19 protein-coding genes are annotated in these 20,904 nt (G+C 65.3%); 8 read left to right on the top strand and 11 right to left on the bottom strand.

Translation table 11 applies throughout. From position 1 onward, the window contains the following. The first annotated feature begins 83 nt into the window (after positions 1 to 83). Genes sgrR through PG898_RS07830 form a run of 3 tightly spaced genes read left to right on the top strand, consistent with a single transcriptional unit; the run spans position 84 to position 3,001 of the window. On the top strand, positions 84 to 1,823 hold the full coding sequence (gene sgrR / locus PG898_RS07840) for an HTH-type transcriptional regulator SgrR (protein ID WP_182786763.1): 1,740 nt from the start codon (positions 84 to 86) through the stop codon (positions 1,821 to 1,823). A gap of 50 nt (positions 1,824 to 1,873) precedes the next feature. Next, the gene (locus PG898_RS07835; protein ID WP_005329373.1) at positions 1,874 to 2,269 is read left to right on the top strand and encodes an acyl-CoA thioesterase; all 396 of its coding nucleotides are present in this window, start codon (positions 1,874 to 1,876) and stop codon (positions 2,267 to 2,269) included. Positions 2,270 to 2,299: 30 nt separating this feature from the next. Further along, entirely contained in the window at positions 2,300 to 3,001 is a 702-nt protein-coding gene (locus tag PG898_RS07830; protein ID WP_182786761.1) for a hypothetical protein, read from the top strand. A gap of 36 nt (positions 3,002 to 3,037) precedes the next feature. Here PG898_RS07830 and PG898_RS07825 read toward each other — a convergent pair whose 3' ends face one another. Continuing rightward, positions 3,038 to 3,796 carry a lipase secretion chaperone gene (locus PG898_RS07825; RefSeq protein ID WP_182786759.1) on the bottom strand — a complete coding sequence of 253 codons (759 nt, stop codon included), beginning with the start codon at positions 3,794 to 3,796 and terminating at the stop codon, positions 3,038 to 3,040. Beyond that, positions 3,793 to 4,704 (bottom strand): lipase family alpha/beta hydrolase, encoded by a 912-nt coding sequence (locus tag PG898_RS07820; RefSeq protein ID WP_043128902.1) that lies wholly within the window; start codon positions 4,702 to 4,704, stop codon positions 3,793 to 3,795. Before PG898_RS07820 ends, PG898_RS07825 begins: the two co-directional genes overlap by 4 nt. Before the next feature lie 278 nt (positions 4,705 to 4,982). On the opposite strand from PG898_RS07820, the gene PG898_RS07815 reads away from it, so the two are divergent. Both PG898_RS07815 and PG898_RS07810 read left to right on the top strand, forming a co-directional pair. Continuing rightward, entirely contained in the window at positions 4,983 to 5,408 is a 426-nt protein-coding gene (locus PG898_RS07815; protein WP_270823680.1) for a hypothetical protein, read from the top strand. 23 nt (positions 5,409 to 5,431) lie between these two features. Next, complete coding sequence (locus PG898_RS07810) at positions 5,432 to 6,046, top strand: superoxide dismutase (protein ID WP_182786757.1); 615 nt, start codon at positions 5,432 to 5,434, stop codon at positions 6,044 to 6,046. A 53-nt stretch (positions 6,047 to 6,099) separates the two neighbouring features. Here PG898_RS07810 and PG898_RS07805 read toward each other — a convergent pair whose 3' ends face one another. The 8 genes from PG898_RS07805 to PG898_RS07770 all read right to left on the bottom strand — a co-directional run bounded on the left by PG898_RS07805 (position 6,100) and on the right by PG898_RS07770 (position 17,285). After that, positions 6,100 to 7,056, bottom strand: coding sequence for a SanA/YdcF family protein (locus tag PG898_RS07805; RefSeq protein WP_182786755.1), 957 nt, complete (start codon positions 7,054 to 7,056; stop codon positions 6,100 to 6,102). A 155-nt stretch (positions 7,057 to 7,211) separates the two neighbouring features. Then, positions 7,212 to 9,956, bottom strand: a complete 2,745-nt coding sequence (locus PG898_RS07800; protein ID WP_182786753.1) for a collagenase — start codon at positions 9,954 to 9,956, stop codon at positions 7,212 to 7,214. A 177-nt stretch (positions 9,957 to 10,133) separates the two neighbouring features. Then, the gene (locus PG898_RS07795) at positions 10,134 to 11,543 is read right to left on the bottom strand and encodes an AMP-binding protein (RefSeq protein ID WP_182786751.1); all 1,410 of its coding nucleotides are present in this window, start codon (positions 11,541 to 11,543) and stop codon (positions 10,134 to 10,136) included. Positions 11,544 to 11,553: 10 nt separating this feature from the next. Continuing rightward, positions 11,554 to 12,483 (bottom strand): o-succinylbenzoate synthase, encoded by a 930-nt coding sequence (gene menC / locus PG898_RS07790; protein WP_182786749.1) that lies wholly within the window; start codon positions 12,481 to 12,483, stop codon positions 11,554 to 11,556. Further along, positions 12,483 to 13,343, bottom strand: a complete 861-nt coding sequence (gene menB / locus PG898_RS07785) for a 1,4-dihydroxy-2-naphthoyl-CoA synthase (protein WP_005329409.1) — start codon at positions 13,341 to 13,343, stop codon at positions 12,483 to 12,485. The genes menC and menB overlap by 1 nt, the downstream gene beginning before the upstream one ends. Before the next feature lie 86 nt (positions 13,344 to 13,429). Further along, positions 13,430 to 14,197, bottom strand: a complete 768-nt coding sequence (menH, locus tag PG898_RS07780; RefSeq protein ID WP_182786747.1) for a 2-succinyl-6-hydroxy-2,4-cyclohexadiene-1-carboxylate synthase — start codon at positions 14,195 to 14,197, stop codon at positions 13,430 to 13,432. Then, positions 14,187 to 15,920, bottom strand: coding sequence for a 2-succinyl-5-enolpyruvyl-6-hydroxy-3-cyclohexene-1-carboxylic-acid synthase (gene menD / locus PG898_RS07775; protein ID WP_182786745.1), 1,734 nt, complete (start codon positions 15,918 to 15,920; stop codon positions 14,187 to 14,189). Before menD ends, menH begins: the two co-directional genes overlap by 11 nt. 33 nt (positions 15,921 to 15,953) lie before the next feature. Beyond that, positions 15,954 to 17,285, bottom strand: coding sequence for an isochorismate synthase (locus tag PG898_RS07770; RefSeq protein WP_182786743.1), 1,332 nt, complete (start codon positions 17,283 to 17,285; stop codon positions 15,954 to 15,956). A 207-nt stretch (positions 17,286 to 17,492) separates the two neighbouring features. Here PG898_RS07770 and PG898_RS07765 point away from each other — a divergent pair, with 207 nt between their 5' ends. Further along, the gene (locus PG898_RS07765) at positions 17,493 to 18,398 is read left to right on the top strand and encodes a 1,4-dihydroxy-2-naphthoate polyprenyltransferase (RefSeq protein ID WP_041207095.1); all 906 of its coding nucleotides are present in this window, start codon (positions 17,493 to 17,495) and stop codon (positions 18,396 to 18,398) included. Positions 18,399 to 18,503: 105 nt separating this feature from the next. Next, positions 18,504 to 18,722, top strand: coding sequence for a DUF6500 family protein (locus PG898_RS07760; protein WP_270823582.1), 219 nt, complete (start codon positions 18,504 to 18,506; stop codon positions 18,720 to 18,722). Positions 18,723 to 18,796: 74 nt separating this feature from the next. On the opposite strand, the gene PG898_RS07755 is transcribed toward PG898_RS07760, so the two are convergent. Continuing rightward, positions 18,797 to 20,191 (bottom strand): PepSY-associated TM helix domain-containing protein, encoded by a 1,395-nt coding sequence (locus PG898_RS07755; protein ID WP_270823583.1) that lies wholly within the window; start codon positions 20,189 to 20,191, stop codon positions 18,797 to 18,799. A gap of 272 nt (positions 20,192 to 20,463) precedes the next feature. Here PG898_RS07755 and PG898_RS07750 point away from each other — a divergent pair, with 272 nt between their 5' ends. Then, positions 20,464 to 20,871 (top strand): hypothetical protein, encoded by a 408-nt coding sequence (locus PG898_RS07750; protein WP_270823584.1) that lies wholly within the window; start codon positions 20,464 to 20,466, stop codon positions 20,869 to 20,871. Positions 20,872 to 20,904: the final 33 nt, after the last annotated feature.

The following is a 20,904-nucleotide window of genomic DNA, read 5'->3' as shown; positions in this document are numbered from 1 at the left end:
GTGGTGTTCACGTTCGCCAACAGTATTGAGCTAAAATGAGGAAGTAAAAACTGACAAACTTCATCAACAGGATTTCCTCTTTTATGCCCAGCAGCCGCCTCTACCAGCAATTTCAACGGCTCGCCCAGCAGCTTGGCTGCGATGAGCAGGAGATCAGCCTCGCCGAGGTGGCGGATCTGCTCTGTTGCACCCCGCGCAACGCCCGCCTGCTGCTGCGTCGCATGCAGGATCAGGGCTGGCTCAGCTGGTCGGCCGAGGCGGGCAGAGGACGACGTTCCCGGCTCATCCTGCTGGACAATCAGGAGAGCCTGACTCGCCGCCGGCTGCGGGATCTGCTGAGCCAGGGGCAGCTCACCCAGGCGGTGCGGCTGGCGGAAGGGCGGCTGGACTTGCTCACCCCGCTGCTCATCGAGCAGCTCGGCCAGGCCACCCGGGAGGGGCGCCAGATCCTGCGGGTGCCCTACTATCGTCCGCTGCCCCAGCTGTTGCCCACGGATCCCCTGCGCCGCTCCGAAATTCACCTGAGTCGGCAGATCTTCAATGGCCTGACCCGGCGAAATGAGGAAAATGGGGAAATCGAGGGGGATCTGGCTCACCACTGGGAGTGCCTCGGCCCCTGTCACTGGCGCTTCTATCTGAGGCCGGCGGTGCGTTTTCACCATGGCCGCGAGCTGGGGGTGGAAGATGTAATGGAGAGCCTGCATGCCTTGCGCGAGCGCCCGCTGTTCGCCCATCTCGCACGGCTGGAGAGCCCCTGGCCGCGCACCCTGGATATGTATCTCGACAGTCCGGATCCCCTGCTGCCCCATCTGCTGGCGGAGCCGGTGGCGGCGATCCTGCCGCGCGAGCTCAAGGAAGAGGCGGGTTTTGCCCTGCAGCCGGTCGGCACCGGCCCCTACAAGGTGGTTGCCAACGATCCCCTGCAGCTGTGCCTCGAGGCCTTCGACGACTACTTTGGCCTGCGGGCTCTGCTCGACGAGATCGACATCTGGATGCTGCCGGAGCTGGCGGAGCGGCTGGAGAGCCACCTGCAGCTGGGGCGCGACAGCCCCGAGCTCGGCACCATGCGCGGTGAGTCGGAGCTGGAATCCGGCTGCTACTTCCTGCTGCAGGACGACAGATCCCCCCCGCTGCAGGATCCCGCCCTGCGCCAGTGGCTGACCCGGCTGCTGAACCCCATCGCCCTGATGGGGCGGGTCGCCCCCGAGCTGCAACGGGGCTGGACCAGTGCCCTCGGCTTGCTGCCCCACTGGCGCGAGACACTGCTCGCCGAGGAGCCGAGGCCTGCACGGTTGCCGACCCGGCTGGTGCTGGCCTGCTTCAACCAGCACCTGGAGTTTGAGGAGTGTGCCGGCGCCATGGCCAGCCTGCTCGGGGAGCAGGGGATCCGGCTCGAGGTGCGCACCCTGGATTACGGCCGCTGGGTGAGCGGGACGGACGAGGACGTGGATCTCTGGCTCGGTACCTTGAACCTGGAGCACGAACATGCCTTCGCCCCCTACGCCTGGCTCCAGGGCACCCCCTTGCTGCGCAAGGTGTGGGGCGGCCAGCAGCGTTTGTGGCAGGGATTGACGCAGTGGCGTGCCAGCGGCGCCGAGCCCGGCCCGCGGCCCTTGCTGGCCGAGGTGCAGCGCCAGGGCTGGTTCGTGCCGTTGTTTCACCACTGGCTGGAGCTGGAGAGCCGGGTCGGCGTGCACGGGGTGCGCATGACGGCCCTCGGCTGGTTCGATTTTCGCAGCGCCTGGCTCAGACCCGAACAGGGGATGGCGGCAGCGGAAACCGGAGACGGCTCCCACCCGGATGCCGGGACGCTTGAGTCATGAGGGTTGGCGCGCTAGCCTGTGCGCGGTCCCACGACAAGGAGTCGATATCCATGCTGGAAATGCAGATCCAACCCCGTTTTCAAGAGACGGACGCCCTCGGCCATATCAACAACACGGTACCGGCGGTCTGGTTTGAATCGGCCCGTGATCCCCTGTTTCGCCTCTTCTCTCCCGAGCTGGATGTGCACAACTGGCATCTGATCATCGCGGGTTATGCGGTGCAGTTCAAACGGGAACTGTTCTATGGCCAGCAGGTATTGATCAAGACGGGGGTACGGCGCATCGGCACCAGCTCCTTCACGCTCTGGCAGGAAGCCTGGCAGGGCGGCGAGCTGGCGGTGACCGCCGAGACGACCCTGATCCATTTTGACTACCAGACTCGTCAATCCCGTCCCCTGAGCGACGCTCACCGGGAGGGACTGAGGACCTGGCTGGTAGAGAGTTAACCCGGCCTTCGGGCCCATCACAGGACACTTATGCGCAATACCCTGATCGCTCTGACCCTGGGACTCTGTTCCCTGCCTTCGCTCGCCACCACCCTGGCCGAGCAGTTCGCCCTGATGGATAAGGGGGCACAGAGTGCCCTCGATACCCGCCAGTTCAGTCATGACGGTGTAGATATCAAGGCCTGGATCGACGGCGCCCCCGTCATCATCGCCGTGCCCATCCTGAACGAGCAGGGCAAGCAGGAGGGGGAGAGCCGTTACTACTTCAAGGGAGGCAAGCTGTTCGGGGTGAAGGAGCCGGCCGCCCAGTTCGCCTTCGATGACCAGGGCAAGCTGACCCGCTGGCTCGATGACAAGGGCCAGCCGGCGGAGTTCGTCAGCAAGATGAGTATGCAGCAGCGCGAAGCCTGGCTCACCCGGCGGGCAGCTGAACTGAGCGCGCTGTTCGTGCCGAGCCAGGCGGAGCAGAAGGCCAGCGAAGGAGGCGCCAAACCGAAGGGGGCGGATCTGGCCCGGTGGCTCTGCAATGACAAGCTGATGGCGCTCGCCAAGGGCGACAAGGTGATCGCCGAGCAGGCGAAACTCAAGACGAGCGAACAGGGCATGAAGGGAGAGGTCTCTCTGCGCCAGGAGAAGGGGTGGCAGGATCTTTGCCTCACCTGCGAGGTGCGGGGTACCCAGGTGACTCGCCTCACCTGGCAGCCGCTGCCGGGCGCCAACAAGCCGCAATAACAGAACCAGCAAGAGGGGCCCATTACGGGCCCCTTCTCATTCGGATGCTGGCTCCCCCAGCCTTATCCGGGTGAGAGCCTCTACCCGCCGCCACTGTCCGGGATCGAACCAGCGCGCCAGGATCGTCCGTTGCTGTTCGGCACGATCCCGGGGGCGCAGTGGCTCGAGTTCCGCCAGATAACCTGCCAACTGCTGCTCGAACCCTTGCTGGCTCTGCGCCAGCTGGCGCAGCCGATCCACCGCCTCCGGTCCCAGTTGCTCCAGCAGCACGGCGTCCCGCTCGGCGGGGGAGATCTGCTCCAGGCGCTGCAGATCGCCGAGCAGGCGGCCATTGGCCTCGGCCTCCCGAAACCACTGGGGCTGCTCCGCCAGCCAGAGAGCGAGCTCCTCACCGAGTGCCTCCCTGTCGGCGTCGTCGGCCTCCGCCAGTGCCTTGCGCCTCAGGGTCCACTGCTCCATCAGCCGATCTTCGGCAAACAGCTGCCCCTGCTCGGCAGGGGTGAAGCGCTGCTGGCGCAACTGCTCGCGCTCGTCGAACAGCAACTGCAGGCTGGCTAGGCCGGGATCCGTCGGCACCGTCAGGCTGGACTCCGCCGCCAGGAAGCCTTGATAGCGACTCAGCAGCGGGTCCTCTTCGTCTGTCTCGCCTCGCTCCAGGCGCTGGGCCAGCTGGTGGCGCAGGGCTCCCTGCTCGGGGGCGGCATCCAAGGGTGGTTCTGCACTCGGGCAGAGCGCCAGCACTCCAAGCAGCAGGGTCGGGCACAGCAGTGCCAGTATCAGCACGCCCCTGTTCATAGCCCCAATCCCTGCAGGCGGTTGGCGTGCTGGCGGTACAGGGTCACGGGGTCGGTGTCGAACAGGTGATGGATGCCAAACGACTGATTCACTTCGTCTAGGTGGTTCATCCGGTAGCCGGTGCCGATCACCTTGCCGAGGTGGCTGCTGCAGACCCCGACCAGGCCGTCATTGGGCTCGCGGAAGAAGGTGCCGGTCAGGGCCAGCGCCGGATCCACCGGATCCAGGATGTTGGTCATGTTGCCGCGCCCGCTCCAGGAGAAGTAGTAGACGCCGTTGGCGGCGCGCAGCGGCCCCTCACCACAATGCTGGCTGGGAAGCCCTTCCGGATAGCGCTGGTTGAAACGCTGGGCACCCGAGCTGGTCAGGGCATCAAGGGAGGCGAGGGGATCCTGGGGCAGGTCGCTGCCGCCGGAGAGCAGCGAGATGATCCCGGAGAGCGCCGAGGCGGCGGCCACCGCCAGTTGCTCGGCTGGCGATCCCGGTTCCACCCTGGCGCGTACCAGATCGGCAATTTCCGAACCCTGGTTGACGCCCCCCACACTGGTGGCGGAAGCGACCAGCTCGGGGGCGACCGAGGCCACATAGCGAATGGTGGGGCCACCGTGGGAGTGACCGATGAGGTTCACCTTCTCCGCCCCTGTGATGGCGAGCACCTGCTGCACCTGCTTGAGCAACTGTTCGCCGCGCAGCTCCGAACTCTGGGTGGCGGAGACCTGCGCCACATAGACGCGGGCGCCATCCCGGGTCAGTGCCTGGGGGATACCGTAGAAGTAATCGACTCCGAGCAGCTTGTCGAAGCCGAACAACCCGTGCACCAGCACTATGGGATAGCGGGTCTGGGTATAACCGGCCCCCTGGCCCAGCATGGGCAGGGCGCACAACAGCACCAATAGCCATCTTTTCATCTTCACCATCCTTGTGAAAACCGGCTGCGCTCCGGCAGCCTCCGGCCTCATGCCAGTAGCAGCAGCATGGTAGCTGAACTCATATGTATCTGTGGAGGGGATCACTAAACCGGGGATTGCAGAAAAACCCTACCCATATGGGCAAAAATGCCGCGCCAACTATTCCTTGTGTCCGCCCATCAAATAAGTTAAATAATAATTATTATCATTTAAGTGGCTGAGTCATGACGGTAACCTGGATGAAGGGATGGGTCGGCGCCACCGACGCGGACAACAGCATGGCGCACTGGAAGGTGCAGACCCTGAGTGGCAATCGCCACTTCGATGCGGGGGAGCACGCCAGGGCGCTCGACCATTATCAGCAGGCCCTGTGGTTGGCCCGTCAGCAGTTCGCCTGCTGGCCGGATGCGAACGAAGCCGTGGCCGCCCTGGTGGTGGCCCACCACAACCTGGCGGATCTGCTGGTGGCCATGACGCTGCCGGACAGGGCTGCCTACATGTTGTGCCATGTCCACGACTGCCTGCTCGCCACCAGTCAGTCTCCCGCAAGCCCGGACCCCCTGCGGGCGGCGGCCCTGCGCCATAGCCGCGGCACCCGTACCGAGTTGCTCGCCTTCGTGCAAAAACACGGTCATCACGACGGCATTTTGCGCTGCCTCGGTCAATGTCAGTGCCAGACCGAGCCCGCCCATCGATTGCATTGAGCCCAACAAGAGAGAGAACGAACATGAGCCATACCCTGCCTGCCCTCGCCTACGCCTATGACGCGCTGGAGCCTCACATAGACGCGCTGACCATGGAGATCCACCATAGCCGTCACCACCAGACCTATATCACCAACCTCAATGCCGCCCTGGTCGAGCTCCCCGAGCTGGCTGCCCTGCCGGTGGACGAACTGCTCGCCCGTTTCGACAGCCTGCCGGTGAGCGTGCAGGGGGCGGTGCGCAATCATGGTGGCGGTCATGCCAACCACAGCCTGTTCTGGCAGGTGATGAGCCCGCAAGGGGGCGGTGAGCCGGGCGGTGAGCTGGCCGAGGCGATTGAGCGGGACCTGGGCGGGCTGGAGGCCTTCAAGCAAGCCTTCACCCAGGCGGCTCTGAGTCGCTTCGGCAGCGGCTGGGCCTGGCTGGTGGTCGATCAGAGCGGCAAGCTGCAGGTAGTGAGCAGCGCCAACCAGGACAGCCCCCTGATGGAGGGGCTGGTGCCCATTCTGGGGCTGGACGTGTGGGAGCACGCCTACTACCTCAAGTACCAGAACAAGCGTCCCGACTACATAGGCGCGTTTTACAACGTGATCGACTGGAGCGAGGTGGCGCGGCGTTACGTGGCGGCGCTGGCCTGATCGCCGGAAATACCGAGCCCAATGAAAGAGACCCGCCTGTTGGCGGGTCTCTGCTATTGAGGGGTCAGCGCGCTGCTGGTTGCCGAGGCACCGCTGGTTGGTGTTGCCGCACTGGCGGCAGCCGGGTTATCCACGGGCCTTGCCTCGCTCGGCACGGCGGCGCTGGTGGCCAAGGCACTGCTGGTTGCAGCCGCCGCACTGGTGGCGGTTGCAGCGCTCACTGCCGCTGCCGGCTTGGCCTTCGGCTTATGAGGGGGCGGTGCAATGGGCAGGCAGGGCTGGCTCGTCCCCAGGGTGCTCAGGGGCTGGCAGGGGACGGGGTCACCGATGATGATGGGTTCGCCGAGGAACTTGGGCCCCTTGTCCAGCACGTAGAGATCGAGCAGCCCCATCAGGCGGGCGAACACCTCGCGCACCCGGGTCTTGATGCCCTGATAGGCGCTGGGATCCAGGGCGTTGAAGCCGACCGCCTCGATGCCGAAGTGGCGGGCGATGAAGATGGCGCGCTCGTTGTGGAAGGCCTGGGAGACCACGGTGAAGCGGGCCTGACCGAACACCTCCTTGGCGCGCACTATGGAGTCCAGGGTGCGGAAGCCCGCGTAGTCGCTGTAGATGGCGCTGGCGGGAATGCCCGCCTGGATCAGGGCGCGCCGCATCTGGCGTGGTTCGTTGTACTGGACGGTGGCGTTGTCGCCGGAAACCAGGATGTAGTCCACCTTGCCGTTGTTGTAGAGCTCGGCAGCGGCCTTGATGCGGTATTTGAAGTAGTGGTTCGGGCTGCCCCCGATCAGATACTTGGAGGTGCCGAGCACCAGGGCGACCCGATTGTAGGGCACCGCATCGACGTCGTCGTAGGTGTAGTGACGGGCGTCCGACACGGTCCACTCGCTGTAGCCCAGCAGTGCGGCAACGGAGGCCAGCAACAGGCAGAGGCAGGCGAGCAGGATCTTGGCAAACTTCTTCATGCGCGGTGCGGTTCGGATCTGAAGTAAGAGATGACAGGTGGCCATTCTATTACAAGTTGCCGTGGCGCGTCAGGTTTGATGCGCCCCCATGGCGTCACTCGGGCACAGGCTGTCGCAGAGCCCGGCGCGATCTTGAGTCCATCAAGGGGCGCCATAAACAAGGGCGGCCATGGCCGCCCTTCCTCATTCATGGCTCACCCTCAATGGGCCGAGTCGTTCGCCTTGCACTCCTCAGACTCCTTGTTGGCTTCCCACCAGGGCAGCAGCTCATGGCCGAGCCACTGCTGGTAGGCCTCGCTGTCATTGGCGATAAGCGCATCCAGCTCGGCTTCGAAGGCGCTCATCGCCTGCTGCTGATCCGGGTTGCGCAGAGCCCGGGCCATGGCCAGCCAGCTGGCGCCGCGACCGGTCTCGCTGAGGAAGCGGTGCACCGTGTAGGACCAGGAGTAGACCATCTCACCGCCCTTGTCGTAATCCAGGTGCAGGATGTCGGCCAGGGCCGGACGATCGCTGGCCGGACGACCGGCGACGTTGTCCAGGCCGCGGGCGAAGCACTGGCCGTGGGCGATGAACTCCGCCAGCCCTTCCGACCACCAGGTGGTGCGGTTGAGCGGGTAGTGGCCAAAGCTGCCGTACTGGTTGAAGCGACCGTCCAGGTAGTGCACGTACTCGTGGCGCAGGTTCCACACCTGGAAGGCGGGGCGTTTCCACTCTGCCTCGTAGGCGAAGAAGCGGGCCTGGTTGCCGGGACGGGCCGGATCCCCCTCGATGTAGATGCCGCCGTTGTCGGTGGCGACGCCGCCAAACAGGGCGCTGCCGTAGCGTTGCCAGTCGGCGGAGGAGTCGAAGATCACCAGCTCCAGCGCTTCGTTGAGATCGTCCGCCACCGGCTGCCAGCCGGTTTCCATCTGCTGGTGGAACTGCTGCTCTTCGGCACCCAGTTCACGGCAGATCCCCTCGGCCTGATCCATGGTCAGATCCTGGGCCCGCAGGCGCAGGGTCGGCGAGCAGGTGTGCTCGAACGGCAGCACGTCCTCCACCCGGATAGGGGTGCAGAGCCCGGCGAAGTCACCGCTGATGCAGGCTTCGCTGGTGCGGTCCGTGTAGGTCAGGTAGTAGGTGGAGAGGGTCAGTGACATGTCGTCCAGCAGGTGCTGGCTCTGCTGACCGCCGGGGATCAGATCGTGATGACGAACGAGGGCGATGACGGAGTCATCCAGCAGTTTGCGATAGCCGTCGAGCTCGTCCGGGCGGGTATAGCGGGCGACCCGGTAGAGGCGGGTGTAGGCATCCAGCACGTTGTTGAGCAGGAACAGATCGGCGCCATCCCGTCCCTTCCACAACGCGAGCTCGCTCATGCCGAGGGCGTGCAGTTGCTTGCGCAGCTCGCCATCCTGCTGGCGGAAGTCGTTGGCGAAGGGGTCGCTGTAGTCGCTGGCGAAGTCGAGGAAGTTGAGCAGATCGAACAGGCCGGTCGCCCAGGCGTGCTGACCGTTGATCTCGCTGGCATGCAGGGTGGCGTAGGCCAGCATCTGGTTGAACTCGCTGAGCAGGGTGCCAAAGCGGCTCTGCACTGCCGGGCTCTTGAACTGGCCGTGCAGGGCGATGCTCCAGGCCCCCATGACGGTACCTACCTCGTCGCTGGCCTGCTCCGGGAAGAGCAGCGGATGGGCGCCCAGCGCCGTCAACGCCTCGGCCAGCGCCTCGGCGGCGGCCGGGCCGTCTTCCTTGTGCTTGCCGTAGTTGTGGTAGTTGTGGGCACGCACGTATTCCAGCAGCAGCTTCATGGCCGGATGGGCAGGCTGATTGGCCGCCAGCAGGCGCTGGATGCCGCGCGACACGGCCAGCAGCTTGCGGTCATCGTGACCATAGTTCTCCTGCCAGACCGGCGCGGGTTGACCACTGGCGTCCTGCACGATTTTGGCGGCTTCGGCATCCAGCAGATCCGTATCAGGCAGGTCCGGCTCGGAGCAGGCGCGGCCGTCGGCGCGGCGGCAGTCGAGCTGCTCTTCCTTGCTGGCCAGTACGATGGGGCGATTGAGTACCCGGCTCTCCTGCCACTCGGTTGTTTCCGGCAGGGTCTGCCATTCGCTGCCCCCCACCGGGTATTGATAGCCGGTGTCTTTGAGCACCACCTGCACCTCGCTGCCGGCGGGCAGGGTCTGGCGGCATACCCGGTAGCTGATGGTCTTGTCGCCCTCCTGCCGGTTCTGGGGTTCATCGCACTCCTGCTGTGCCTTGGTCTCGTCCAGTTGCCAGCTGTACTGGCGCCAGACGTGCAGCTCGCTCACCTGACGGGCGGCCTGGCTGCCTGCGATGGGTTGCAGGCGGAAGAAGATCTGCTCGAGCCTGCCATCCCGTTCGTTGGGGGTCTCTTCCAGCACCTTCAACTGCTGCCAGTCTCGGGGCTGGTACTGCCATGCCTGCTCGGCACAGCGCCCCTCGGCGTTGAGCTCGCAGCGATCCAACTCCTGCTCGCTGTGACCCAGGATGACCCGCTCCGCCAGCGGCAGACGATCCTGACGCGGCGCGGTCGGGGTGCCTGCCAGTGGCTCCCAGCGGCCCTGCTTCATGCCGTAGCCAAAGTCATAGCTGCTGGCCGGGACGGCCTTGCCGGCCGGCACCACTTCTTCACAGCTGAGGTAGCGGATCTGCCAGCCCTGCTCGATCTTGAGTTGCGGCTCGCCGCACAGCCGCTCTGCCAGGGCCGCCAGGTTGGCGTCGCGCCAGTCGAAGCGGCGATACACCCTCAGCTGCTGATAGGGGGCGCTCCCGTTGCGAGCGCTCAGCTCATAGGTCACTTCGGTGAGACGATCCCCCAGCTGACGGCTGGCTTCGCCCATGAGTTGATACTGTTGCCAGTCGGGGGAGTAGCTGGCCAGCGCCGAGGTGGCGAGCAGGCCGGGGGCTGCCAGGAGCAGCAGCCGGGTAGAGAGGTGATTCATCATGATCCCTTTGGTGGATGGAGTGACGTGGGGACCAGACAGGGTATTGGGCTCCAAAAGAATATCAATGCGCCAGATGGCGCCGAGGAACCATGCATTCGGGAGCAAACAACATAAAAACAGCCCCAAAAGGGACTGTATTGATAGCAAGGACTCAGCCCCATATGGGGGGCTACGTCACTCCTCTTGCCGCAAGGTATGGGCGAGCAGGGTGCGGGAGGGTTTCAGGCTGCCAGCCAGATCAGGCCAGGGCAGCCAGCGGTCCGGCACCATAAAGCCAGGCAAGGAGTGTCTGATCCAGGTCGCCAGTTCGTCGTGGGGCACGGGCTCTGCCAGCCAGTCGATAAAGGCGGCGGGGCGCTGCCCCCACTGTGCGCTGGGGATGGGGACCACCAGGGCCTGGGCCACGGCGGGGTGATCCACAAGGCGCTGCTCTATGGTCTCGGGCTGGATGTTCTCCCCTCCCGAGATGAAGAGGTTGTCGAGCCGCCCCTCCACCACCAGCTCGCCGCCCGGGGCGAAGTGGCCCTTGTCCCGGGTGTGGAACCAGCCCTCCTCATCCAGCGGCAGCACCAGCGCTCCGGCCTGGAAATAGCCGGCAAACAGGGTATCGCCGCGCACGCAGATCTCCCCCTGGCGGATGCAGACCTCCCGCCCGGGCAGGGGCCTGCCCACTACCCCGGCGCCGGCAGGTTGGCCGGTGCAGACCTGGCTACCCATCTCGGAGAGGCCATAACTCGACTTGGGGGTGAACCCCAGGGCCTTGAGCTGGTTGACCAGGGGCTCAGGGATGGCGGCCCCCCCGAGCAGCAGCTCGCACAAGCGGGTGCGGGCGGGATCGAACCCCTCCGCCAGCAGGCGCCAGAGCTGGGTCGGCACCAGCGAGAGGTGGGTGATGGGCTGGCGCTCGAGCCGCTCCTTGAGGGGCTGGGTGCGATCGTCCAGCACCAGGCTGGCCCCCGCCAGGAAGACCCGGAACAGGATGGCGTAGCCACCCACGTGGAACAGCGGCAGGGAGAGCAGCCAGCCGCAGTCGCCATCGAGAGGGATCAGGCTGGCCGAGCCCCGGGCCGAGGCGAGGTGGTTGGCGAGGCGGTGCACCACGGCCTTGGGGCTGCCGCTGGATCCCGAGGTGAGGATCATGTTGCTCGGCCGGTTGGGATCCAGCCACAGAGGCTCGGGGGGGGGCTCCCCCTCGGCCTCGAACTCCAGTTGCAGCCGCCGCCAAGGGCCGGGTGGCATCTCTCCCGCCGACCAGCAGGCGACCACCTCGAGTTGTCGCGCCAGCTCGGCCTGTCTGACGAGGGGGAAGGCGGGATTGAGCGGGCAGAAGACGAGGCCGCTGCGCACGCAGGCCCAGGCCAGCAGCACATCCTCCAGGGCGCCGCGCACCACGGCGGTGAGGCGATCACCCGGCTTCAATCCTGCCTGTGCCAGCTGTTGGCACAGGCCGTTTAGCCGAGTATCCAGCTGCCGATAGGTGAGAGAGATGTGGCCGTGGATGGCGATGCGCTCGGGGGCCGCCTGTGCCCAGTGGCGCACCGGGCAGGCTGCCAGTGAGGCATCAGCTGCACGGGCGGGCGGCATGGGGGCTCCTTCAGTCACGGTGAAACAGAGGTTCCATCAGACTTGGGTCGGGTTGACCCTGTTTGTCCAGCAGATCCCTTGCCAGCCAGCGTCGGGTGTCCAGCCCGGGGGCCTGATCCGGCGCCCACTCCCCCGCGAGGCGGGCGAGCTGACCGAGGCCGATACCGGACTCGAAACAGGAGGAGACGATCACCTTCAGCTTAAGCTCGCGGGCACGGGCCACCAGGGCCTCGTTGTTGGCCAGGGAACCGAGCAGGGTCGGCTTGAGCACCAGGGCTTTCAGCTGGGGTATGGGTTCCCAGGACTTGCCCTGGGCCAGCAATTCGTCGAGGGCAACCGGCATACCGGTACGACTGGCGACGAAGGCGATGTCGGCGAAGTCGGCGCACAGATCTTCCAGGTATTCGATCCGGTTCGGATCCAGGTGACCGCAGAAGGCCCAGGCCTCCTCGCGGGTCCAGCCCTGGTTCGCATCCAGCACCAGCTTGAGATTGGGGCGCCTGTCGAGCAGCAGGCGGATCAGCGCCAGCTCGTCCCGCATGGGGTAGCGAGCCACCTTCAGCTTGGCCTTGAGGGGTGTCTCGTGCAGCCACTGCTTCCAGTTCTTGAGCAGCTCCTGGGGGGAGCCCTGAATGAGGGGATAGGGGTCGGGCAGTGCCGCCGTTTGTTCCGGCCAGACCCGCCGCGCACAGTCCAGACCAAATTGCACCGAGGGCAGCCGGGGGGCCATGGTCTGCCCCCGGGCCAGTTGCGCCAGGCAGGCGAGGCTCTCGGTTTGCGCCTCGGCCAGGCTCTCTCTGGAGAAGCCGGGCAGGGGGGCTATCTCCCCCCAGCCGTCGCCAATGCGCACCAACAGGCCCTCTCGCGCCACCTCCACCTTGCCGTGAAAGGTCAGGGGCTGGGTAAAGGGCAGTTGGTAGCGATAGAGGGCGAGTGTCATCAGGGATTCCGTTTGTATTTGGAGAAGTCGGGACGGCGCTTCTCGTTGAACGCGTTACGCCCTTCCTGACCCTCTTCGGTCATGTAGAACAGCATGGTGGCATTGCCCGCCAGCTCCTGCAAGCCGGCCTGGCCGTCGCAGTCGGCGTTGAGGGCAGCCTTCAGACAACGCAGCGCCATGGGGCTGTTTTGCAGCATCTCACGGCACCAGCGCACGGTTTCCCGCTCAAGCTCGGCCAGGGGGACGACGGTGTTGACCAGCCCCATATCGAGCGCTTGTTGGGCATCGTACATGCGGCACAGGAACCAGATCTCGCGTGCCTTCTTCTGACCGACGATGCGGGCCATGTAGGAGGCGCCCCAGCCGCCGTCGAAGGAGCCGACTTTCGGACCGGTCTGGCCGAACTGGGCGTTGTCGGCGGCGATGGTCAGGTCGCACATCATGTGCAGCACGTGGCCGCCCCCGACTGCATACCCGGCCACCATGGCGACCACGGGTTTCGGGCAGGTGCGGATGTCGCGCTGGAAGTCGAGCACGTTGAGGTGGTGAGTGCCCTCGTCGTCACGGTATCCACCGTAGTCGCCGCGGATCTTCTGGTCGCCACCGGCGCAGAAGGCCTTCTCGCCAAAACCGGTGAGGATGATGGTACCGATATGATCGTCATAACGGGCATCGGCCAGGGCCTGCAGCATCTCTTTCACGGTGCGGGGGCGGAAGGCGTTGCGCACCTGGGGACGGTTGATGGTGATCTTGGCAATGCCATCCAGGGACTTGTGATAGAGGATGTCCTCGTAACCGGCGGAGCAATCCTGCCACTCAATGGGAGCGTACAGTTCCGCTTCCGTCATTGCCTCAATCATGGTGTTTTCCTTCTGGTGTGGTAGCAGTCAGCCGGGCAATCCTGTCAGGGGCGACGGTTGCATGGGGTTGCGCTTCCGTCATTGCGTCAGTCATGACTCTTCTCTTCTGGTTGGTTGACCCACTCCCGCAGGAGCCGGGCAAAGGTGTCGGGCTGGCTGGCGTGCAGGTTGTGCCCGCCATCCAAAGCCAAGTGATTGATATTGCAGCCTTGCTTGACCAGCTGGCAAGCCAGGCGATGGAATTTGTGATCCCTGCTGCCGGAGATCCAGCGCACCGGCAATCGGGTATGGCTCAGCCAGGGGACGAGATCCGGCTGTTTGGCCAGCGATGTGGCGCGCAGCATGGTCGCGATGGCAGGGCCCTCGTTGCCCAGACGGCGGGCTGCCTGGCGGGCACGGGCGGTCTCGTCGAGATCGGCGAACACCCCCTGCCGGTACCAGTCCGCCAGTACCAGGGGCAGGGGTTCCTGCTCGAAGCGCCGGGCCCAGCCCTCATCGTGGGCGAGCCGGGCGGCGCGCTCGGCCACCGGCAGGCCCGGATGGCAGTTCTCCAGCAAGATCGCCTGCAACCCGGCGGGGGACTGGCTGGCATGATAGAGGGCGAGCCGCCCCCCCAGGGAATAGCCTGCCAGCCGGTAGTGCTCGATATCCCGTGCGGCTAGCTCCTCACAGAGCCACTCATGGGCCTGCTCGAAGCCGGTCACCCGCCGCGCCTTGCTGCGGCCGTGGCCAGGCAGATCCAGCGCGTGGCATTCGATCTCCGGCAGGGCTGCGATCACCGGCCGCCAGTCGTCGGCATCGCCGAGCAGGCCGTGCAGCAGCACCAGCGTCGGCTGGTCGGCACTAGCTGCCACGGATTACGCTTCCCAGTGCCTTGAGATCCTCGGCTACCTCGTTGCTCGGCACCTTGATTTCAATCAGGGTTGCCCCGGTTTTCAGCGCGGTGGCGTAGTCCCGTTCAAATTCGTCGAGGGTGGTCGGTGCCCGATAGTTCAGGCCGAACATGGCGGCGGCGTGCTCGAAATGCAGGCCGTGGGGCAGGCAGTAGTAGGTCTCCAGCAGCGAGTCCCTGGTCGGTACCGGCAGCATGCGGAAGATGCTGCCGCCGTCGTTGTTGAGCAGGATCACCACCAGGGGCCGGCTCCCCTTGCCAAGCAGGGCCAGGCTGTTGAGATCGTGCAGAGCGCTGAGATCGCCGAGCAGCAGGGTGGTCGGCTCATCCCTCGACAGGGAGAAACCGAAGGCTGTGGCGATCAGGCCATCGATGCCGGAGGCGCCGCGGTTGGTCATCACCCTGCTGGGGCCCGTACCGGTTTCGCCAAGCATGTCCATCAGCCGGGCCGGCATGCTGTTGCCGACAAACAGCTGGCCCTGGATGAGCCGGTTCAGCCGATGGCAGACACCGAGTTCGGAGAAGCGATCGCAGGCGCTGCGCACCTGCTGGCTGATGCCCTGCTGGCGTTCCGCCAGTCGGTGCCAGGGCAGATGGCGATGGTTCACCTGGTGAGCCGTGGCAAAGGCTCTGGGTGTACACACCAGCCGGCGACGCAGCCGGTAGTCCGGATCCAGCCTGGCCGGTTGCGGGTCTACCAGCCAGTAATCCTGCCAGGGGTGCTGCTTGATGAACTGCCCGAGCCGCTTGGAGATGAGGCGGGCACCGAACTGCAACAACACCTCGGCCCGGGCCAGCTCGGTCACGAAGCCGCTGTTTTGCAGGGCGAGATCCATGTGGATGAGATTGCGGCTGTCGAAGCGGATCTGGCTCTGCAAGTCCGCCAGCAACGGCCAGCCGAGGCGCTCGGCCAGCTGGACCACCCTCTGCGCCTCGACCGGATCCTGAATGCGGCCGGCGATGATGACGCCGCGTTTGCCCTGCAGCTCGTCCCAGTCGGGCTGGTGTGGGCAGTGTTGTTCGCCCTGCAGCCAGGGGCTCCAGGGCTCGCATGAATGCAGCCAGTCACCGAGCGGTGCCAGGTAGTCGGAAAAGTCCAGGTACGCCTCGCCGGGATAGAGGGGCTCGGGATACATGCAGTTGAAGTGCACCGGCCCGGGGGTCAGTGCCTGCTTGGCCAGCGCCTGATCCACCGAGCTCAGCACGAAGGCGGCCGGAATACTGGGGGTGGGGCTCGGCAGATTCTGCTGATGGACGGGGTAGCGCCCGAAGATCCCCTGCTGATCGATGGCCTGGTTGGCGCCGTTGTCGATGAGTTCGGGGGGCCTGTCGGCGGAGAGGATGATGAGCGGCACACCGGTCAGCTGTGCTTCGGCCACGGCTGGCCAGAGGTTCGCCACCGCGGTGCCCGAGGTCATGATCACCGCCACCGGTCGACAGCTTCCCTTGGCCAGCCCCAGCGCCATGAAGCCGAGGCCGCGCTCGTCGAAATGGAGATGACGGCGAAAGCCGGGGTGGGCGGCGGCAGCCATGGTGAGCGGGGCCGAGCGGGAGCCGGAGGCCAGCGCTATGTCGCGCACGCCGAGGCGATGGAGCTCTTCCAGCAGGAGGGAAGACCAGACGTGATTGAAGGTGGCATGCTGGCTGGCAAACGCTCGGTGCTCAGGCAATTGGCTGGCGGGCATAAGGCTCTCGCGGTGAGGGGTCGATGAAAAACGCTATCCCAGCAGGGAGAGCACGTTGGCGATCTTGTTGTCGAGTTCGGCCCATTCGGCGGCGGGCTCCGAGCCTGCCACTATGCCGGCGCCGGCAAACAGGCTGATGCCCTGCGCCGTGATGCGGGCGCTGCGGATGGCGACCGAGAACTCCGAGGTCTCCCGGCTCAGCATGCCGCAGGCGCCAGCGTACCAGCCGCGATCATAGGGTTCGCTCTCGCGGATAAAGGCGAGCGCCGCCTCGCGGGGGGCACCGCCCACCGCCGGGGTCGGGTGCAGGGCGGCCAGCAGTTGCCAGTCGCACACGCCGGGTTTGAGCTCGGCCTCGATGTCGCACTTGAGGTGCTGCAGCAGCCGCAGTTTCAGGATGCGCGGCTCGGTCAGGGTGGCGTCAGTGGTGAGCGGCGCCAGTCGGCTGAGGATGTCGGCGTGTACCAGCCGGTTTTCCAGCCGGTTTTTGCTGTCTGCCAGCAGCTCGGCGGCCAGGGCCGCGTCGGTCGCCTCGTCCCCGGAACGGCGAATGGTGCCCGCCAGTGCCTCGGTGAAGAGGTGGCACTGCTCCCGGCGATAGAGGCGCTCGGGGGAGCAGGCGATGAAGCTCTGCTCGGGGGAGAACTGGAAGCCGAAGTGGAAGCACTCCTGGGCGTGACGGGCCCACTGGGTCAGCAGGGACCAGGGGCAGAGGGGGGGAATACTCTCCTCGCTTTCGAGCAGGCTCTCCCGCGACAGCACCACCTTGGGGGTGTGGGCCTGAAAGGCGGGGTCCGTCACCCGCTCTACCAGGCGTTGCCACTGGGCCGGGCCCGGGACATCCCGGCGCTGCCACGACCGTTTTTGCAGTGAGGGCAGGGGCGCTTCCGGTTGCAGGGCGTCGAGGGCAGCCTCGGCCGCCTGCAGCTCGGCATCGAACTCGTGCACCTTATCCTGGGCGGGCAACCAGAGATTGAGGCAGAGACTGATGCACTCTCCACGGCGTACCAGCTCGATACGGGGCAGCACGAAGCGGCAGGGACCGAACCCCTGCCAGCCGGGCTGTGCCGGATCGAACGCCAGGCCGCCGTAGTAGCGGGGGCTGTCTTCACTGCTCGTATTGGCGAGATCGCAGACTCGCTGGATATCCTCTGGCCGGGTCAGCTCGTGGATGGCGCCGAGCGCCACATACTCCGGGCTCTTGGGGCCGCGGGCCTGCCAATAGATGCGGGGGTAGAGGGTCTGCGCCGCCAGCCAGCCCGGGAAGAGGTCGACGTTGGCCGCCACGCGCAGCCGCACGAAACCGCTGACAGTGCTGTGACGCAGGGCGTCCAGTTGTTGCTTGAGATGGGTCTGAGCCAACATGGATGTCTTGTCTGAGCCGGATAGTCGCAATCGCTCTGGGGGAGGATGGCGCAGGTTGATGCCAAAGGGCGATGATTTCCTATATATTATCTGCCCATTCTTCCATGTAAATCGCCCGGGGAGCTACCTCCCTAGGGGCCAAGTATACCGAAATCCGGTTCGATAACCCTTAACACGATCAATATCTGATTGTTTGGCCATCACAATATGACAAATACCTTCTCTGTTTGGTTGCTGGCGGCGCGTTTGCGAACACTGCCTCTGGCGTGCTCCTCCATTTTGCTGGGCTCGGGGCTCGCAGCCAGCCGGGGGGCCTTCGACGGCGCCATCATGGGTCTCTCCCTGTTGACCGCCATCCTGCTGCAGATCCTCTCCAACCTGGCCAATGACTATGGTGATGCGGTCTCCGGTGCCGACAACGGGGAGCGGATCGGGCCCCAGCGCGCCGTGGTCTCCGGCCTCATCACCCGTCACCAGATGTGCGTGGCCATGGGATTGACCGCGCTGGCGGCCGTGGTGAGCGGGCTCTCCCTGCTGGTCTGCGCCTTCGGGGAGGCCTGGCAGCAGATCCTGACGTTCATCCTGCTGGGGGGGGCGGCCATCGTCGCGGCCATCACCTACACGGTGGGCAAGACTCCTTATGGCTATCGGGGGTTCGGGGACATCTCGGTATTCCTGTTCTTCGGCCTGCTGGGGGTGCTCGGCTCCTACTACCTGTTCACCCATAGCCTGGAGTGGGACCTGTTGCTGCCTGCCACCGCCTGCGGCCTGCTGGCGACCGCCGTGCTCAACATCAACAACGTGCGGGACATCGAGACGGACGCAGCCAGCGGCAAGATCACCCTGGCGGTGCGGCTTGGCCGCCACCGCGCCATCGCCTATCACTGGGGGCTGCTGGGGGCGGCGCTGCTGGCCACCATCGCCTTCCTGCTGACTCAGCCCGCGAGCGTCTGGCCCTGGATCTTCCTGCCCGCCATGAAGCCGCTCACCGATGCCGCCCGTACCCTGCGGGAGAGCCTCGATGGCGAGGTGTTGACCGGCGCCCTCAAGAAGACCGCCATCAGTGCCTTCCTGTTCAGCCTGCTGCTCTCAGCGGGGCTGGCCCTCTCCTGACCCAGTGGCATGCTATCGGTCATGCAAAGGGCTCCCGAATGGGAGCCCTTTTTGCAGGCTGAGGTATGCTGTCCGCCATTTCACTCATCAGGCAGGAACGTCACCATGCGCGACTCGCTCAAACAGAAAATCATCCAGGTCTGCCACCAGAAAATTGCCCGGAAGGGGGAGGGGGTGGGTGTCTCCTTCTATGCCTTTTTCGCCAACAGGAGCGACGACCCCGAGCTGCTGATGGAGGCGGCAACCTGGTGGATCCAGACCCACAGACTCGACCACTTCGAGAAGGCACGGAAGATCATCGCACTGGTCGAGGCGATGAGATAGGGCGGGGAAGAAACCAGAAGGGCTCCTGATGAGGAGCCCTTCTGGTTGTTTGCCGCCATCGCAGGGGAATGATCTCAGTTGGCGGGTGCCACGGCCGTGCGGCGAGCGAAGAAGAGGCAGTCCAGCAACCAGATGACCAGCATGGAGGCGCCCACCAGCGGGAAGCAGATCCCGAGCAGCACCAGCACGGCGATGGCACCGCGCATGGGAGGCAGCTTGGCAGGCAGCGGCGGGGCGGCGAGCCTGCCCCGGGGACGGCGGCTCCACCAGATCCAGAGCCCGCTCACCGAGCTGGCCAGCACCATCAGGCAGATGAGCAGCATGACGAGCTGGTGGGGCCAGCCGTAGAGCTTGCCGGTGTGCAGCATGACGCCGGTTTCCACCGTCTTGGCGACCGCGCCATAATCCTGCCAGCGCACGTCGGCCAGCACCTTGCCGCTGTATTGATCGATGTGCAGGGTGGCGTCGTTGCGCGGATCGTCGGCGAACAGGGCTATGGTGTAGACGCCGGTGTCACCGGCCGGCGGCGTGATGCTGTAACCCGGATGAACCCGACGTTCGGTGGCGATCTCCACCACCCGTTGCAGGGGGATGCGGTGGCTGGCCATGACCATGCCGTCGTGCTCTCCGCCATGGTTCATGGCGCTGTGATCATGATTTTCCGGAACCGGCTGCGAGCTCGGCATGGGAGTGCTCTCGACGGCCCAGGGCACCGTCTGTTCATGGGCATGGTTGAGGGTGCGGGCGAGAGGAGCTGATTTCGGTACCTCGTTCCACATGGCGGCCGGGAAGCGGTTCCAGACGGCGGCAAACTGATCGCCCCAGAAACCGGTCCAGGTCATGCCGCTCAGCAGCAGCAACAGCAGGAAACCCGCGCCCCAGAAGCCGACCACGGCGTGCAGATCCCGCCACCAGAGGCGGCCGCGCTGGTGCATTCTGGGCCAGAGGATGCCACCCACACCGGGCCCCCTGCGGGGCCACCACAGGTAGAGTCCGCTGACGAGCAGCACGATTCCCCAACCGGCGGCCAGCTCGATCAGGCGATCCCCCGTGGTGCCGAGCAGCAGTTCCGCATGCAGGGCACGGGCCACCGCCTGCAGGTTCCACTTGTTGTCCATGGTGCCTAGCAGGGCGCCGCTGGCGGGATCCATGAACAGGGTCAGCTCGCGATCCCCCTGGTTGACGACGAGCTGGGCGCTCGTGTCAGTGGCCGCGGGGGGCAGGTATTTGCGCAGGCTGGCATCGGGCATGGCGATCGTCGCCCTGGCCAGCAGTTGATCGGCGCTCAGGGTCTGGGTGGCGGGGGTTACCTTCATCAGCTCGGGGTACAGCAGGTTGTCGAGCTGGGGTTTGTACAGATACAGGATGCCGGTGAGAGAGAGCAGGATCAGAAAGGGAGCGACGAAGAGACCGGCATAGAAATGCCAGCGCCAGATCCGCTGGTAGTGACTCGAGTCCCGGTTTTTCATCTCTGATCCTTGTGTCAATGACCAACGTTTCAGTTGGTGGAATGTTGGTGGCGGCGCGGATGATAGCAGCAACGTTTTATTAACTGCAACAGAACATGGCGGGAGGGGAGACCAATCCATACTGGCGTGGTCGCCAGGCCAGTCATGGGCGATCCGGTGGTGGAACAAGGGCTGGCCATGCGGGGTGGCATGGACTTTCTGTAGATAAATCCTTACCTTGTTGCAACATCAGGCGGCGCCGGCGCGGCGAAAAACGCATGGGAGGAGGGGGCGTGCACTTGCAACCACACGGTCATTTCGAGATGCAGCGACAGGGGCAGGTGCTGATTTGCCGCCCGAGCGGCCCTTTCAATCTGGCGGGCGCCATGGCCTATGAGGCGGCGTTCAGCCAGCAGATCGCAGGATTGCGCGATGCGCCCTGGGGTATTGTCGAGGTGGCGACCGAGTTCGAAGCCGCCGGTCCCGAGGTGCTGGCGCGGTTTCGTCGTCAGTTTGGCTGGTGCACCGCCAATGGCTGCGCCTTTCTGGCGGTGGTGGCGGTGGGTGGGTTCAAACGCTATCTGGCGGATCAGGTCTTCAGCGATCTGCCGTTCAGGGCGGTGCGTTACTTCGAGCAGGAGGCTGCGGCCATCTACTGGTTGGGGGAGCGGCTCGGCGGCGACGTCACACCGGTGAGCTGACCCGACAGCCCGGTGCTGTTCTGTCTGCCAGTC

It is taken from the genome of Aeromonas sp. QDB31 (assembly GCF_027707605.1).
In the GTDB taxonomy this organism is placed as follows: Bacteria; Pseudomonadota; Gammaproteobacteria; order Enterobacterales; family Aeromonadaceae; genus Aeromonas; species Aeromonas media.
This window is presented reverse-complemented; position numbering and strand designations above follow the sequence as displayed.